This is a genomic window from Leifsonia sp. ZF2019 (genome assembly GCF_019924635.1).
Lineage (GTDB): Bacteria > Actinomycetota > Actinomycetes > Actinomycetales > Microbacteriaceae > Leifsonia.
This window is the reverse complement of the sequence record NZ_CP065037.1, coordinates 2,820,794-2,834,535: the sequence shown is the minus strand read 5'-3', so window position 1 is coordinate 2,834,535 and position 13,742 is coordinate 2,820,794. Positions and strand designations below refer to the sequence as shown.

At 62.8% G+C, this 13,742-nt stretch carries 28 protein-coding genes; 27 read left to right on the top strand and 1 reads right to left on the bottom strand.

From position 1 onward, the window contains the following. Positions 1-73 precede the first annotated feature (73 nt). The 26 genes from IT072_RS13965 (at position 74) to IT072_RS21405 (ending at position 12,513) form a co-directional block, all read left to right on the top strand. The gene (locus IT072_RS13965) at positions 74-280 is read left to right on the top strand and encodes a hypothetical protein (RefSeq protein WP_223357465.1); all 207 of its coding nucleotides are present in this window, start codon (positions 74-76) and stop codon (positions 278-280) included. Then, positions 277-435, top strand: a complete 159-nt coding sequence (locus IT072_RS13960) for a hypothetical protein (RefSeq protein WP_223357464.1) — start codon at positions 277-279, stop codon at positions 433-435. Before IT072_RS13965 ends, IT072_RS13960 begins: the two co-directional genes overlap by 4 nt. After that, positions 432-767: a hypothetical protein gene (locus tag IT072_RS13955; RefSeq protein ID WP_223357463.1), complete on the top strand. Its 336-nt coding sequence runs from the start codon at positions 432-434 to the stop codon at positions 765-767. Before IT072_RS13960 ends, IT072_RS13955 begins: the two co-directional genes overlap by 4 nt. After that, positions 760-1,596, top strand: coding sequence for a PD-(D/E)XK nuclease-like domain-containing protein (locus IT072_RS13950; RefSeq protein ID WP_223357462.1), 837 nt, complete (start codon positions 760-762; stop codon positions 1,594-1,596). Before IT072_RS13955 ends, IT072_RS13950 begins: the two co-directional genes overlap by 8 nt. Further along, positions 1,593-1,811: a hypothetical protein gene (locus IT072_RS13945; protein ID WP_223357461.1), complete on the top strand. Its 219-nt coding sequence runs from the start codon at positions 1,593-1,595 to the stop codon at positions 1,809-1,811. Before IT072_RS13950 ends, IT072_RS13945 begins: the two co-directional genes overlap by 4 nt. After that, positions 1,808-2,350, top strand: coding sequence for a hypothetical protein (locus IT072_RS13940; RefSeq protein WP_223357460.1), 543 nt, complete (start codon positions 1,808-1,810; stop codon positions 2,348-2,350). Before IT072_RS13945 ends, IT072_RS13940 begins: the two co-directional genes overlap by 4 nt. Continuing rightward, positions 2,347-2,865: an HNH endonuclease gene (locus IT072_RS13935; protein ID WP_223357459.1), complete on the top strand. Its 519-nt coding sequence runs from the start codon at positions 2,347-2,349 to the stop codon at positions 2,863-2,865. Before IT072_RS13940 ends, IT072_RS13935 begins: the two co-directional genes overlap by 4 nt. Further along, positions 2,862-3,089: a WhiB family transcriptional regulator gene (locus tag IT072_RS13930; protein WP_223357458.1), complete on the top strand. Its 228-nt coding sequence runs from the start codon at positions 2,862-2,864 to the stop codon at positions 3,087-3,089. The genes IT072_RS13935 and IT072_RS13930 overlap by 4 nt, the downstream gene beginning before the upstream one ends. Beyond that, positions 3,086-3,439 carry a hypothetical protein gene (locus IT072_RS13925; RefSeq protein WP_223357457.1) on the top strand — a complete coding sequence of 118 codons (354 nt, stop codon included), beginning with the start codon at positions 3,086-3,088 and terminating at the stop codon, positions 3,437-3,439. The genes IT072_RS13930 and IT072_RS13925 overlap by 4 nt, the downstream gene beginning before the upstream one ends. Continuing rightward, positions 3,436-4,674 carry a DNA cytosine methyltransferase gene (locus IT072_RS21415; protein ID WP_223357456.1) on the top strand — a complete coding sequence of 413 codons (1,239 nt, stop codon included), beginning with the start codon at positions 3,436-3,438 and terminating at the stop codon, positions 4,672-4,674. The genes IT072_RS13925 and IT072_RS21415 overlap by 4 nt, the downstream gene beginning before the upstream one ends. Further along, the gene (locus IT072_RS13915) at positions 4,671-5,084 is read left to right on the top strand and encodes a hypothetical protein (RefSeq protein WP_223357455.1); all 414 of its coding nucleotides are present in this window, start codon (positions 4,671-4,673) and stop codon (positions 5,082-5,084) included. The genes IT072_RS21415 and IT072_RS13915 overlap by 4 nt, the downstream gene beginning before the upstream one ends. Further along, a complete protein-coding gene (locus tag IT072_RS13910) occupies positions 5,077-5,847 on the top strand; it encodes a hypothetical protein (protein WP_223357454.1) in 771 nt (256 codons plus the stop codon). Before IT072_RS13915 ends, IT072_RS13910 begins: the two co-directional genes overlap by 8 nt. Beyond that, the gene (locus IT072_RS13905; protein WP_223357453.1) at positions 5,847-6,185 is read left to right on the top strand and encodes a hypothetical protein; all 339 of its coding nucleotides are present in this window, start codon (positions 5,847-5,849) and stop codon (positions 6,183-6,185) included. Before IT072_RS13910 ends, IT072_RS13905 begins: the two co-directional genes overlap by 1 nt. Continuing rightward, positions 6,182-6,454, top strand: a complete 273-nt coding sequence (locus IT072_RS21410; RefSeq protein WP_442786764.1) for an FDXHR family putative zinc-binding protein — start codon at positions 6,182-6,184, stop codon at positions 6,452-6,454. Before IT072_RS13905 ends, IT072_RS21410 begins: the two co-directional genes overlap by 4 nt. 143 nt (positions 6,455-6,597) lie before the next feature. Further along, positions 6,598-6,945 carry a hypothetical protein gene (locus tag IT072_RS13900; RefSeq protein WP_223357452.1) on the top strand — a complete coding sequence of 116 codons (348 nt, stop codon included), beginning with the start codon at positions 6,598-6,600 and terminating at the stop codon, positions 6,943-6,945. Positions 6,946-7,622: 677 nt separating this feature from the next. Then, the gene (locus tag IT072_RS13895) at positions 7,623-7,826 is read left to right on the top strand and encodes a hypothetical protein (protein WP_223357451.1); all 204 of its coding nucleotides are present in this window, start codon (positions 7,623-7,625) and stop codon (positions 7,824-7,826) included. Then, on the top strand, positions 7,823-8,311 hold the full coding sequence (locus IT072_RS13890) for a hypothetical protein (protein ID WP_223357450.1): 489 nt from the start codon (positions 7,823-7,825) through the stop codon (positions 8,309-8,311). Before IT072_RS13895 ends, IT072_RS13890 begins: the two co-directional genes overlap by 4 nt. A gap of 110 nt (positions 8,312-8,421) precedes the next feature. Beyond that, entirely contained in the window at positions 8,422-8,598 is a 177-nt protein-coding gene (locus IT072_RS13885; RefSeq protein WP_223357449.1) for a hypothetical protein, read from the top strand. Between the two features lie 2 nt (positions 8,599-8,600). Further along, on the top strand, positions 8,601-8,912 hold the full coding sequence (locus tag IT072_RS13880; protein ID WP_223357448.1) for a hypothetical protein: 312 nt from the start codon (positions 8,601-8,603) through the stop codon (positions 8,910-8,912). Further along, the gene (locus tag IT072_RS13875; protein WP_223357447.1) at positions 8,909-9,202 is read left to right on the top strand and encodes a hypothetical protein; all 294 of its coding nucleotides are present in this window, start codon (positions 8,909-8,911) and stop codon (positions 9,200-9,202) included. The genes IT072_RS13880 and IT072_RS13875 overlap by 4 nt, the downstream gene beginning before the upstream one ends. After that, on the top strand, positions 9,202-9,408 hold the full coding sequence (locus IT072_RS13870) for a hypothetical protein (protein WP_223357446.1): 207 nt from the start codon (positions 9,202-9,204) through the stop codon (positions 9,406-9,408). Before IT072_RS13875 ends, IT072_RS13870 begins: the two co-directional genes overlap by 1 nt. Further along, on the top strand, positions 9,405-10,067 hold the full coding sequence (locus IT072_RS13865; RefSeq protein ID WP_223357445.1) for a hypothetical protein: 663 nt from the start codon (positions 9,405-9,407) through the stop codon (positions 10,065-10,067). Before IT072_RS13870 ends, IT072_RS13865 begins: the two co-directional genes overlap by 4 nt. A gap of 435 nt (positions 10,068-10,502) precedes the next feature. Continuing rightward, complete coding sequence (locus tag IT072_RS13860) at positions 10,503-11,174, top strand: DUF4145 domain-containing protein (protein WP_223357444.1); 672 nt, start codon at positions 10,503-10,505, stop codon at positions 11,172-11,174. Between the two features lie 171 nt (positions 11,175-11,345). Further along, positions 11,346-11,597, top strand: coding sequence for a hypothetical protein (locus IT072_RS13855; protein WP_223357443.1), 252 nt, complete (start codon positions 11,346-11,348; stop codon positions 11,595-11,597). Next, positions 11,594-11,827, top strand: a complete 234-nt coding sequence (locus IT072_RS13850) for a hypothetical protein (RefSeq protein ID WP_223357442.1) — start codon at positions 11,594-11,596, stop codon at positions 11,825-11,827. The genes IT072_RS13855 and IT072_RS13850 overlap by 4 nt, the downstream gene beginning before the upstream one ends. Positions 11,828-12,084: 257 nt before the next feature. Next, positions 12,085-12,513: an HNH endonuclease gene (locus tag IT072_RS21405; RefSeq protein ID WP_442786763.1), complete on the top strand. Its 429-nt coding sequence runs from the start codon at positions 12,085-12,087 to the stop codon at positions 12,511-12,513. A 138-nt stretch (positions 12,514-12,651) separates the two neighbouring features. Here IT072_RS21405 and IT072_RS13840 read toward each other — a convergent pair whose 3' ends face one another. Beyond that, positions 12,652-13,230 (bottom strand): hypothetical protein, encoded by a 579-nt coding sequence (locus IT072_RS13840; RefSeq protein WP_223357440.1) that lies wholly within the window; start codon positions 13,228-13,230, stop codon positions 12,652-12,654. 32 nt (positions 13,231-13,262) lie between these two features. Between IT072_RS13840 and IT072_RS13835 the strand changes: the two genes are divergently transcribed. Continuing rightward, positions 13,263-13,736, top strand: a complete 474-nt coding sequence (locus IT072_RS13835) for a phage terminase small subunit (RefSeq protein WP_223357439.1) — start codon at positions 13,263-13,265, stop codon at positions 13,734-13,736. The last annotated feature ends 6 nt before the right edge of the window (positions 13,737-13,742 follow it).

Sequence of the window (13,742 nt, the reverse complement as noted above, 5' to 3'; positions counted from 1 at the left end):
ATGGGGATGACCTGCAAGCAGCAGGAGACGAACGACGAGACCAGTGGACACCCGATGAGAGCGAGCTCTGCTGATGGCTGGCTTCGAACTCGACCTCCGCGAAGGGGTCACACTCCGCGCCTGCCATGTCCCGGGTCACAAGAACCCGTACCTCGGCATCCAGGAGGGCAGCACGTTCGTCGCCCTCGCCAGGTTCATCAGCGACAAGGACATGGAGTACCTGCACGACGTCCTCAGCAAGCGGATCTTCATCATCCAGCCGCGGGAGGTGACCGAGTGATCGAGCTGACCACCTGTTTCGAGTGCGACGAATCCGTCCCCGTCAACGAGTGGGACGACCATACCTGCCCTGACCCTGACCATGACCCCGCCGAACCCTGGATGGACCGTGATGAATGGGACGAAGACGACCACGAACAGGAGGACCACGAATGAGCACTGCGCTGAACGTCTGGTCCATCGAATACTCAGGGCCTCTGGTCCGCATCGACAAGCACAACCTGCCCGACCTTGACGACCTGCTGCTCGACATCCTCGCTCACCCGGAAACACAGTCGGAACTCCGGTGGCACTGGGTCGAATCCGACCCCGCAACTGCTCTCCACTCCAGGGGCGGGGAGGCGCACGTGGGCTACTTCCGAAAGAACCCCTGCGCATGTGGCGACAACCACACCTTCGACCTCGGCGAAGTCGGGATGGACGAAGACGGCAACCCCGTCGGTCGTGCCGCACGAGGAGCGTTCATGGGGGTGTACTTCGTTGACTGACACCTTCCAGGGCATCATCCCGAACCTCGACGAGTCGTCGTATCACGCCCACCCTGCACTGAGCAGCACCGGTCTGGTGAAGCTGTTGCAGGCGCCGGCGAAGTACAAGCACTACCGCGACAACCCCGAACCCGCGAAGAAGGCGTACGACGTCGGCAGCGCGGTCCACGGGAAAGTCCTCGGTGTTGGTGCACCCGTCACAGCAATCCCTGCCGGGTATCTCGCGATCAACGGTGCAGCATCCACGAAGGAAGCGAAAGCGTTCATCCAGGGTGCCCGGGATGCGGGGAAGATCCCCGTCAAGCAAGCCGAGTACGACGAGATCAACGCCATCGCCGAATCCGTCCTCGCCCACCCGTTGGCCCGGTCCCTGTTCGAGCAAGAAGGGCAGGCGGAAGCATCCGTATTCGCTACCGACCCAGAAACGGGTGTGCAGATTCGGTGCCGGTTCGACTACCTCGCTGACATCTGCGTCGACCTCAAAACCAGTGCTGGGGATGCGTCCGAGGAAGGGTTCTCACGCACCGTCGCGAAGCCCGAGCTCCGGTACGACGTCCGCCAGGAGTTCTACCTGCACACGTACGGGGTCGCGACCGGTGAGTTCGCCGCCCGTATGAAGTTCGTGGTCGTCGAGAAAACGGCCCCTTACCTGGTCGGTGTTCACACCCTCTCTGAGGAGTACGCGGAGGTCGGGCGGATGGCGATGCGGAAAGGCATCAACACGTACGCCGCATGCCTCGAAACCAACATGTGGCCGGGGTATCCGACCCACCCTGACCCGATCCAGCCACCGATGTGGCTGCTGTTCCAAGAAGGAGCAATCGCATGACCGCATACATCTCAGCTCGGGAGGCGCTGTCGAGAGAACTTGAGTCGGCGAAGGCTGCGCTGTCAGGCGCGCAGGAGGTCTACGACGATGCCGAGTACCAGCTGCGGGTTGCCCAGGGAGCATCTAGCCGGGCCTATGACGCACGCGCCCGCAACAGTCGCAACGTCGACCGCCTGGAAAAGGCGATCGCGATCCTTGATGGGAGAGACGAATGAACCTCACCGAGAGCATCGCCCCACGCTCGGACCAGCTCAACGCGGACGACCTCATCGCCGGACCAGTCACCGTCACCGTCACCGAAGTGCGTCAGGGGAACGCTGAGCAGCCCGTACACGTCGTCACCGAAGAGTTCGGCAACGGTCGCCCGTACAAGCCGTCCAAGTCTATGAGACGCGTCCTCGTAGCAGCCTGGGGCACCGACTCCGACACCTACGCCGGCCGGCAACTCACCCTCTTCCGCAACCCAACCATCCGGTTCGGGAAGGAAGAAGTCGGCGGCATCCAAATCAGCCACCTCTCACACATCGACGGCCCCCTAAAGATCGCCCTCACCGTCACCCGCGGCAAACGCGCCCCATTCGTCGTCCAACCCATCGGACCCGGACGCGACTGGATCACCGAGCTCGAACAGGTCGAAGGAAACCCAGAAGCGATCGCCGCCCTCGGAGTCGCCGCGAAGAACGCCGGTGCGGACGCGGAAACCCTAGACGTCATCCGAGGAGCGTTCATGGACGCGAAGGGGGCAACCTCATGACTGCTGTCCGTAAGCACGAGTTTGCGCGCCGCCTGGACCTGCGCAACGCTCCCGAGCCGCTAAAGGATCGGTTCTGGTCCAAGGTCAACATCGGCGACCCCGACGAGTGCTGGGAATGGACGGCGCACCGAAAGGTGACCGGGTACGGTCAGTTCACCCTTCGGAAAGGGGTGTTCCTCACCGCGTCACGCGTGTCCCTGGCGCTCTCTGGCGTCGTGCTCGAACCCGGTGTAGTCGCTTGCCACAAATGCGACAACCCACCGTGCGTGAATCCGAGCCACCTGTTCGCAGGTACGCAACGTGCGAACACCTTCGACTGCGTCGAGAAGGGCCGAGGCAACCGGTCTCATGGCGTCGCCCACCGCAGCGCCAAACTCACCCCGGACGACGTACGCGCGATCCGCTCCGAGCCCATCGGATTCGGCACTAGGACACTCCTGGCGCAGCGGTACGGCGTGAGCCTCAGTTCAATCAAGAAAGTCCTCGCCTACTCCACGTGGAGGGATGTCGCATGATCGAGGAATGGATGGCCGATGCGCGATGCGCAGAGATCGGCGGCGACCTGTTCTTCCCGGAGATCGGTGGGTCTACTGACGCGAAGAAGATCTGCACCACCTGCGAAGTACGGGCCCAATGCTTGCAGTACGCCCTCGACAACGGGGAAACCTGGGGCACATGGGGCGGGCTCAACGCCCGCGAACTGCGGAAACTCCGACTCGCGGCAGGGGCGGCAGCATGAACCGGAACAAGCGGCGCGGAACAGCGTTCGAAACGCTCATCACCCGGGCACTCCAAAACGCATTCCCTGATGACGACCGAATTGACCGTGCACCACTCCGCGGGGCGAAAGACGAAGGCGACATCCGCGGTGTCCGCTCACCCTTCGGCCGTGTCGTCATCGAATGCAAGAACCACAACCGGCTCGAACTGTCGCAGTGGTGTGATGAGGCGCAACTGGAGAAGGGCAACGCTGACGCGATTGCTGGTGTTGTCGTCCACAAACGTCGAGGGAAAGGTCAGGCGCTCGACCAGTACGTCACCATGACCGTCCGCGACCTCATCGCCCTGCTAGGCGGTGAGACGTCGTGAAGATCGGCTCCCTGTTCTCTGGATACGGCGGGCTCGACATGGGTGTGCAGTCCGTCATAAGCGGTGAAGTCGCCTGGCATGTCGAGTTCGATCCGGCACCGTCGAAGATCCTCGAGCACTGGTACCCGGGCGTACCGAACTACGGCGACATCACGAAGGTCCACTGGGCGGCCGTGGAACCGGTCGATGTTCTCACTGGTGGGTTCCCCTGCCAGGACGTCTCCCTTGCCGGCCTGCGCCGTGGGTTGAAAGAAGGAACGCGTTCCGGGCTGTGGTCCGAGTTCGCACGAGCGATCGGCCACCTACGGCCGGGTCTGGTGGTTATTGAGAATGTCCGTGGACTCCTTTCTGCCGTGGCGGCTGGCCCAGTGGAATCCGACCCGTGGGGTGTGGGAGACGGCGCAACTGGACCTGCTCTCCGGGCTCTCGGAGCTGTACTCGGAGACCTGGCCGACCTCGGGTATGACGCGCGCTGGTGTGGCGTGCGAGCTGCCGACGCCGGCGCTCCCCACGGACGATTCCGCGTCTTCGTCATTGCCCACCCCGCGGGCCAGCCGTGGAGCATCGGGCACCGAGACGATGTACAGGCTGGGCGGCGAATGGTCAGACTCGAATCGTCCGCAGGGCGAGGTGGTGCTGCCCACGCCGATGGCATCGGACGGGGAGCGGTCGTCAGCGACTTTCACCCGCGGGAATCCGACCCTCGTCGGGGCACTGCTTCCGCCCCCGAACACCTCAGCGGGTACGGGACCGGGCGTGCATGGCACGGGTGGCCCGAATCTACAGACGGTTCTATTGCCGACACCGCAGGTAGCGGACGTGACTGGTGGCCACAAGACGAGATCGGGAAAACGCTCGAACGAGTTGCTGCTACCGGGGGTCGCGGAGGCGTTAACCCTTCTGCCGACACCGCTGACAACGACGGCGGATGGAGTGCAGGAACTCGAACGGAGGCTGCTTCCCGGTGGGGTGCGTACGCCGCAGCCGTCGAACGGTGGGAACGAGTCCTGGGGCGTCGTGCGCCGTCTCCGACGCGACCGGATGGCAAGAAGGGTGCCCATCGCCTCAACCCCGTCTTCGTCGAATGGATGATGGGCCTACCCGAGGGGTGGCTCACCGCCCCTGAGGTTGGTCTGACGCGGGCACAGCAGTTGAAGGCCCTCGGGAATGGTGTGGTGCCTCAGCAGGCTGCTCTGGCGGTCTCGACGCTTCTCCGTGAGGAGGTGGCCGCATGACCGCCCCGTCGAAGCAGGTTCGTGAGCAGACCTATAAGCGTGACGGGTACCGGTGTGTGTCGTGTGGTGCTCAGTGGCCGTTGTCGTGGCAGCACCGGTCCGCGTCTGGGCATGGGGGGCGGGGGAAGAAAGCACCCGCCCTGACCCCGGCTGACGGGTTGACGGCATGCATTCCCTGCAACGGGCGGTTCGAATCCGACCTGCAGGAGCTCGCCCTTCACAACGGCTGGAAGCTGCGACGCCACATTCTCATGACCGCAGACCAGGTGCCGTTCTATGACCGCAACCTTGGCGGCTACTTCCTCCCTGACACGGAAGGCAGGGCGCACGCGATGAAGGCGGCGGAAGCGATCGAACTGATCACCGCGGCCGGCGGATACACAACGAAAGGATGGAGACCTGATGCCTAAGGATCAACGGATCTGGATGACGTTCCCGATCAACTTCTGGATGCACCCGAAGATCCGGCCGCTGTCGGATGCCGCGTTCCGTGTGTTCGTGGAGATCAACGGGTACTCCCGCATGGAAGACCTCGACGGGCGTGTTCCTGTTGCTCTGGCGAACGTGCAGTGGAGACCGAAAGCGCTGGCCGAATTGCTGGCGAACCATCCTGAGCGGCCGTCGCTGTCGATCGAGGGTGACGAGTACGTGATCTGGAACTACGACGAGCACCAGGAGACGAGGGCTGCACGGGAGGCACGGCAGGCGACGAACACGGCGAATGGGAAGCGTGGTGGGCGTCCCCGCAAAAACCCAACCGAAACCCAGTCGGTTACCGACTCGGTTACCGGGTCGGGTAGCGAACCGAAACCCACTAAAAACCAGAGTCAGAGTCAAGAGTCAGAGATAGATGACTTGACTGACATGACTTACGAAACACAGTCAAGTCCAGACCCTAACGCGGGAACGAGAGGACTTGACGAGGTCAGCGAAATCGTCATCCAGAAAGCCCGAAACGCTGGCGTGAAGGACATTCGGAAGCTGTACCCGATCCTCGCCCGAACTGTCGACGGCCCCCTCACCGCGTCCGCAGCGGTCGAGTTAGCGCAGGTGATCGCGGACCGGTCTCAGCATCCCGTGAAGGACGTGGACGCGTACGTGGCCACCGCATGCCGGAAATCCCCTGCTGATGTGCAGCACTGGTACGACACCTGCGACCTGGGGGTGGCGTGATGGAACAGGTTGACCCGATCACTGGCGCCACGGAGGAGTGGGAGGCGTTCATCGCCTCTCTCGATCCCGAACAACTCGAGCAGGAACGATTCGGTCACCCCGGCCCGTCTGAGCGTCCTGGGTCGGCTGAGTGGCGGCGCATGGTCGCTGACCACGACGCGTACCGGTTTGCGTACTACCGCATCCCACCCGTGATCCGTGACTACGAACTCGACCTCATGTTGGCCGAGATCCGTTCATGGGATCGCCGTTTTGAGAACAACCTCACCCCGGAGCATGTGCGCATCGCACTCCGAGCCCACTTCAACACCAACCCGAATCAGGAGAACGCCGCATGAGCGCGACAGTCACTCACCCGAAGTGCGGGAAGTCGTGGACACAGCACGGCAACCGCACAGGCCATTGCGCGAAGTGCCACGAAACGTTCGAGGGCGTCACCGCCTTCGATGGTCACCAGCGCATCAGCGAGGACGGGTCCGTAACCTGCCTCGATCCCCGAACTGTGAAGGTATCTGGCGTGTTTCTGGTCCTCCGTGACGGGTCATGGCGGGGCCCGGGAATGCCCCAGACACTTCGGGACCAGTACGCAGCCAAGGAGACCATCTGATGTTCGACCAGACCACGACCCGTCCGCCGGCACCTGAACTGTCCCCGGCCGAGTACATGACCCGTGCTCGAGTTCGAGAACGGGGCAGACACATTCGCAGACGCGGACCGAACAACTTCGGATTCTGAGACAGGAGAACAGCGATGATCACGAGTGAGACGTTCTACCGCGCCGAGTGCGACCACGAACCGTGCTCGGTCACATTGCCCGACGGGGAGGAGATGACCCACTGGGACCGGGGCACGCTGGACGAGGCGCTCTCGGAGCCGACGGGGCGAGCGGATGACGCCTGGACGGTCGTGGCCGACGGTCGCACGTTCTGCCCACGGCACGCGCCGGGCAACGTGGACTGCGGCGCGTGCGACCACGGCTATATCCGAACTGACCGCGGACCCAATACGTCCCCGCGATTCAACTTCGCCACCTGCCCCGTCTGCGACGGCGCAGGGTACGTCAAGCCGCAATCGGTCGATTCCGGGTCTGCATCATGAGCACGATCTGCGATGCGCCGTGTCATTACGGCGGAATGAGCGCGGCCCGGAAGTACAGCAGGTCGGACCTGGGTCACATGTGGCACTGCAACCGTCGCGTGCGAGTCGCGGGCGAGCGCTGCTGGCAGCACCGAAACACAGAGTCGGTCGATTCCGGGACGGAGGCATGATGGACGACCCGAGAATGCGCAAAACGCCGCTGACGCTCGCAGAGCTCGACCTCGTGCTGCCCCTGACGTGCGTGCACTGCGGAGCGAAGATCGAGGAGTTCGGCGGGAAGGACGGCGGACCGCGCCACTGGGCACACCGCCGCGGCGCTGGCAGCTACCTCAACCGGTGTCAGTCGCCCGAGGTGCCGTACGGGATGGAGGCGCACCCTCGCGGAGTGCCGTGCCCTGAGTGGTGTCTCGGCTCACGCGGCCCGCAATCGCACAATTCCGGGACACCAGACCACGAGAACGGGAGCGAATGATGAAGGGCCGCATCGACCTATCTCCTCGTGCTGAGTGGGCACCAACCCCAAGGGAACGCATCACAGAGCGTGGTGAACGTTGCTGCGCGAAGTGCCGGCGCGGTGTCCCCGGTTTTGGTGACCTCCCATGCGGGTACAACCGTCGCTGCCCGAACCCGAAATGCGACCACGCAGAACACCCCGAACCCACGAAGGAGAACCAGACATGAGCGACACCACCACCGAGCCGTGGGAGTACGGCTTCTATGACTCCGAGACCGGCCCGAACCCGATCTGGTGGTACGTCTTCGGTCTTCCGTTCACGACGGCTGAGGATGCAGAGCACACGGGAAGAAAGTCCACATGGGGTGCACCCGTGATCGTGCGGCGACGACAGGGTTCGACAGAATGGGAGGTGGACATCGCATGAGCGACGACTACACGAAGCTGATCAAGGAAGCGCGCACCATCGGCGTCGTTGGTGGTTCGAGCGAGGACGCGCGGCGTGTGCTCTTCGCCCTGGCGGATGCTGTTGAGGCTCTGACGGTCGAGAACGAGAAACTGCGGAACGCGGAGAACCTGCTCGCGATGGACGCTCTCGCCTTATCACAGTCAACGACGATGAGCCTCGATCAGGCGGCGGAGTTCCTTGAGCGCATCATTCAGCAGGCGACCGATCATCGCGAGATCGGTGCGATTCGGGCTGAGCGTGACGGGCTGCGGGCACAACTCGACAGCATGAACACCGAATGGGGATATCGAGATATCGAACCCGGTCGGCTCACCCCGGGAAACTACGCAACTCCGGCAGATGAGGTCCGCGCCCGAAGTATTTCCTCTCGATTCCCTACCGAGGTTGAGGCCGTCCGCCGCCTTGTTGGCCCGTGGACTCCGGTTGAGGGGGAACAGGCATGAGCGGTCGCATCTGTGGTCCGTGCTCGCGAGGCCAGCACGCGCCGTGCGACGGTCCCAACGAGTTCTGGGGCGACTGCATATGCCAATGCCGAGCACAAGGAGGAACAGGCATGAGCGGGTACCAAGCGGGGCAACGTCTGGAATCGAAGTACAACGGGTCGATCATCACGCTTGAGAGGGTTGACGCCGACGGTGGTGTGAAGGCTTCTGATTCGGCGGGCCGCATCGGCAGCACGACCGTCACACAGCTCGACCGTCTGTATCAGCCCGTGCGAGGAGAGGGGTAGCGGTGAACATCCCGGACGAAGTGCTGATGGTGGCCGCGCAGCAGCTCTGGGACATCGAGTCGACTGGTCCTGACAAGGCGTGGGATGACCTCGCTACGTCGTTCAGGGCGTCCCTGATGACCCAAGTTGAGGCAGCAGCACAACCGATCGCTGAGTGGGCACGGAAGGAAACACTCCGAGAAGCTGTGGATGCGGTTGAGGACTCGGACCCTGACTGCTACCACGCTTTCGGCATGGGCGGTCACGATGACTCGTGTGGCCGGGAGGCTGCTCTCGTCGCGATCCGTGCTCTCGCGGAAGGAGAAGGACAGTGAGCGGGATCGCATCAGACGACTTCCGAGACGGTGCAGCCACCGGGGCCTCGATGCTCGCAAAACGGCTCCAATCCCTCGCCCTGTGGAACGTCCGTATCGACAGCAGCCTGATCAACGACATGGCCCGCGGCGTGCAACTTGAGATGGGTGGACAGATCATTCCTGACGGACAGGATCCCGCTGATCTCTGGGATGACGGATTCACCGCCTGCGCCCATGAGCACATGAAGCAACGCGAAGACCCGACCTACCCCATCCACCGGCCCAACCCCTACCGACAGGAGCCCTGATGACCGACACTGATCCGCTCCTGGCAGCAGTCGAAGCACGCCGGCGGCGCCTAGAGGAATCGCTCATCAATGTGCCGATGCCACCCGGTCAAGCGCTGTGGTCCTCCCCGCAAACGGCAGCCCAGATCGCGCAGCTCGACATCGTCATTGACGAGATCGCCGATCGTGTAGCCACCCGACTGAACGAACCCAAGGAGATCCGATGACCGACATGATCGACGTCCGAGACTTCGAGACCGAGGAACAGCGGGCAGAACGCATCGCTCACTGGCGCCTCACCCGAGCCCTAACGGACGCACCCGAGATCCTCACCCACGTCAGAGCCATCGCACTCTCCAACCCCGAGCGAGGAGAAACCCTCACCGAGTGGAACGCGCCCATGCGGATCACCGCAGAAGACGACGCATCCGACGTGTACGCCCGACTGGGTGAATGGGTGGAGAACTTCTCCGACTGGCTCAACATCGCCCCACCCGTCGCTCACATCGCCGCACAGCGCATCCGCAGAGGCGACATGCAAGGCTTTCACGCAAACGTCACCGCAGAAGGCGCCGGCCTCCTCACCGGGCTCCTCACGTCATGGCTGCTCATCCACCAAGAGCAGACCAGCACACACCCGGCCTACCTCGCCGACTACCGCGACGACGTCACCACGCTCCTCTGGGAACTCCGCAAGAAGTACCCGATCGAGCGAGGACGGGAGAAGCCCACCTACCCACGCCCATGCCCTGTCTGCGGCGAGTACGCGATCCGGGCGGACTGGTGGTCCGAGAACCCCGGCGACGTCGAGGTAAAGTGCACCGAATGCGAACACGAGATCCCGAAACAGGAGTACGCGAAGATCCTCCGCCAGGTGATCGAGTGAACCGAACCTCCTACACAATCACCGAAGCCGCCACCCGCGTCCAACGCAACCCACGCACCATCGAACGGTGGATCGGTGAAGGCCTACCCCACATCCTCATCCGAGGCCGCATCCACATCGGACACAACGACCTCATGGTGTTCTACCGGGCCAAGCTCACATCTAACCCAGCCAGGACACACCCGAAGGAGTGACATGCACGATGTCGGAATTGCCTGTTAGACTGGCGCTGCGCAAGCGAATCGCCGCCTCCCACACACATTGGGACAAGCGGCGATTTCGCGTATCTGGCGGCACCCACTTCAGGGTCACAGACCTGATCCACCCTCCATCAGGCAACCAAACCTGAACATCGTCCGGGTGTGACATCAACCACAGGGGGTCGACCCACACCCGGCACCTACTCGCCGATGCCAAGCGGGCATAATAGCCAGCATGTTGGCTGGCACCTGCGCATTCTGCGGAAATCAAACGCACTTCACGGCTCGCACGGCCCGAATTGGGAAAAGCATTTCCGGTCAAGCTTCCGGCCGATATGCGTATCGAGCCGAAGTGGCCGCAACGTGCGACGCCTGCCAACGATTCAACACCGCCTACGGTGCGACGGCTTCACGGCCTCGGTCACTGACAGTCGGCGAAATCCTGGCGGGATCCCAAGCCGTTACCGAGGGGGAAGCGATGACGATAGAGAGTTGGTCGCCTCCACCGCTGCGGCCGGTGGATACCGAATTCCTGCCCGAATCGGTCGGAGGGTACCTTCGAGAAGCATCTGACGCCTATTCGGTCGGCGCACATCGTGCTGTTCTCCTTCTGGTGCGTAGCATCATCGAAGCCACCGCGAAAGACAAAGGCATCACGACAGGCTCCCTCGTTCAGAAGATCAACAACCTGAACGACGAAGGACACATTCGACGCGGCACCAAAGACATGGCGCATGCGCTCCGGATCCTGGGTAACGACATGGCGCACGGAGACATCGACCAGGTCCCGAACCAAGAGGACGCGAACGACGCGCTCACGATCGCGCGCTTCGTACTCGACGATGTTTACGTGGCTGACGCGCGACGGATCGACATGCTGGAGCGCCGCAACAACGATCGCTCGTAATCACATTGCTTCCGTTCCTGGACCCGACTCAACCCCCAACACAGAACAGGGCCGAGCATCCTCACCAAGCATGCCGTTCGTGCGCACGGCATCAAGCGTGACCGGACCAGCCCCAACGTTCACCCATAGTCGGGCCCAGGACGGAACCAACCTACGACCGGAGGCAACCTGATGCCGGAGTTCGCAGGACACATCAACGTCGAGGCGCACTGGCTCACCCGTGCGCAGAGAGACCCGAACGCAGTCACCGTTCCAGCATTCGCGATCACCATCGACGGCGAAGACTTCCCCTGGCACATAACCGAAGAGGGTGTCCGGATCGAGGTGACGGATCAAGGCGTGCCAGCGATCACCATCACGATCCCTGCCGAACGCGTCACCGTTGACCACAGCTTCAACTCCACGACAGGAAGCACATCATGATGTGGGAGATCCTCGGATGGGTCAGCGCAGGATGCCTCGCGCTGATCGTCATCGGACTCACAATGGCGATCCTGATTGCCATCGCTCGAAGCTTCAAGCAGCCGCCCACTAGGAAGACTGCACCAGTAGGTTCTGGCGCAGTCACGGTGTTCAGGAGCGAAGACACCGAAGACCCCTCCACTCTGGGACGCCGAATCGCAGACAGCTACAAGAACCGCGGCGGTATCTGATGGCCTCCAGAAAAGGCGTCGAGAAAGACCCCGGATGGTTCGGGGAAGACAGTTCCCTACCTGGATGGCCCGTCCTAGTGGGGGTCATAGCGGGCATGTTCCTAGCCGAGGTATCGTCCCTGCTATTCGGGTTTCCGGTATGAACGGCATGACTGCCTGCGACCAATGCGGCGCCGAGTACCTATCCACGCTCGCTGCAGCTCTCTGCTGCGACGAAGACACCAGGGGGTACGACTAAACACCAGGGGGTAGCAAAGATGCCCCGGGCCCCCCGCAAGTGTCCAAAGCCAGGCTGCGAGAACCGCATCACCAACTCCAGGTACTGCGACGAACACATGCCCATCAACTGGGGATACGGCAGAGACCGAACCAGCACGCCAATCCACACCGAGTGGAGACGCGCTGTGCTCGAACGCTGCGGACGACGCTGTCAGATACGCGGACCCAAGTGCACAGGCACAGCAACCGAAGCAGACCACATCGTTCCCGTCGCTGAAGGCGGCACGTACACCCTGAGCAACGGCCAGGGGGCATGCAGCACCTGTCACGCAGCCAAGACGCGCGAAGAATCACGACGCGGCCGCGTACGTGCCTTCAAAGGCGAACCACGCAAACAAAACACGGCGACAAGCACCCAGGCCATCACCCCCCACCCCCGGGGGCCGTTCGGCGGGCGATGCTGCTGATTTGGATCTGTACGGGTCTGGGGTTTTTGGTGCTGTGGCGGGCGAGGATGAGCCGAGGCGGTCGATCGTGACGTACTCTAGCTCGCGGACGCGCGCGAAGGTGCCGATGCGGCAGATTGGCGCTGAGCGAGAAAAGCGTTACAGCGGCAGGAGGTTGCCAGGCTGGAAGACGCGGCCGGTAACGGTGATGTACCGGCCGGTGGTGTAGCGCTCGACGGAGAGCCCGTTCTCGATGCGCCTCGTCCCCGGCCCTTCATCGGCGGTTCCCCAGATGTGAAGGCCGTCACCGGACGGCGATATCTCGATGTAGTGCTTCGGGTAGCTCTTGAGGAACTCGGAGGCCGCTTCGTTCGGTCGGCCGCCGACGAGGCAGTGGTCGAGGTCGATACAGGCGAATCCGTCGCCCAGAACGAAGCCGATGTTCAGGTGACCGTTGACGACGTGGCCCATCGACCACGTTGACGGGTCAGTCGAACTTGCCGGCGCGCCAGACGGCATGATCGGTCGCTTGTTCGTGTCCCAGAGAACCCAGCGCTTCTCGTTGCGGAGGGCTGCGAATGGGTTGTTCCGGGCTCGGTGGGCGTAAACACGGCATCGGCTTGAGCAGTAGACGGCTTGGGCGTTCTTATAGACGATCGCAGTCCCGCACCATTCGCATTTGCGCATGGTCAATTGTAACGCTTTTTCCCGCGTAATTCCGCGGGTGTTGCCCGACACGGGCGCCCGTTTTCCCGACATGGGAGGTAGCAATGGCTGGCAAGGGACCTGCTCCGAAGGATCCGTCTCGGCGGGTTCGCCGTAATGGTGGTGGCGCACAGATGCGCATAATCGAGGCGGCACCTTCTGATCAGCCTGAACTTCCCACCTTCGACGTCTCAGTTGAGATCGACGGCAACGTTGTGATGCAGCAGTTCGTGTGGCCTGAGCGGACGCGTCAGTGGTGGAGCATGTGGGCGAGCTCGCCTCTCTCTACAGAGTTCACAGAGACCGACTGGTCGGAGCTGATGGACACGGCTCTGATCCACGCAAAGTTCTGGACCGGCAACACGTCGGTGGCGAATGAGCTGCGACTGCGGGTGGCGAAGTTCGGCGCAACGCCGGAGGACCGCGCTCGATTGAAGATCCAGTTCGCTGCAGCCGACGAGGCTGAAGAGCGGACCGAGAAGCGTCACGCTGCGAAGAAGCCGAAGGGTGAGGACCCTCGCCTGCGGTTGGCTCAGTAGGCGATC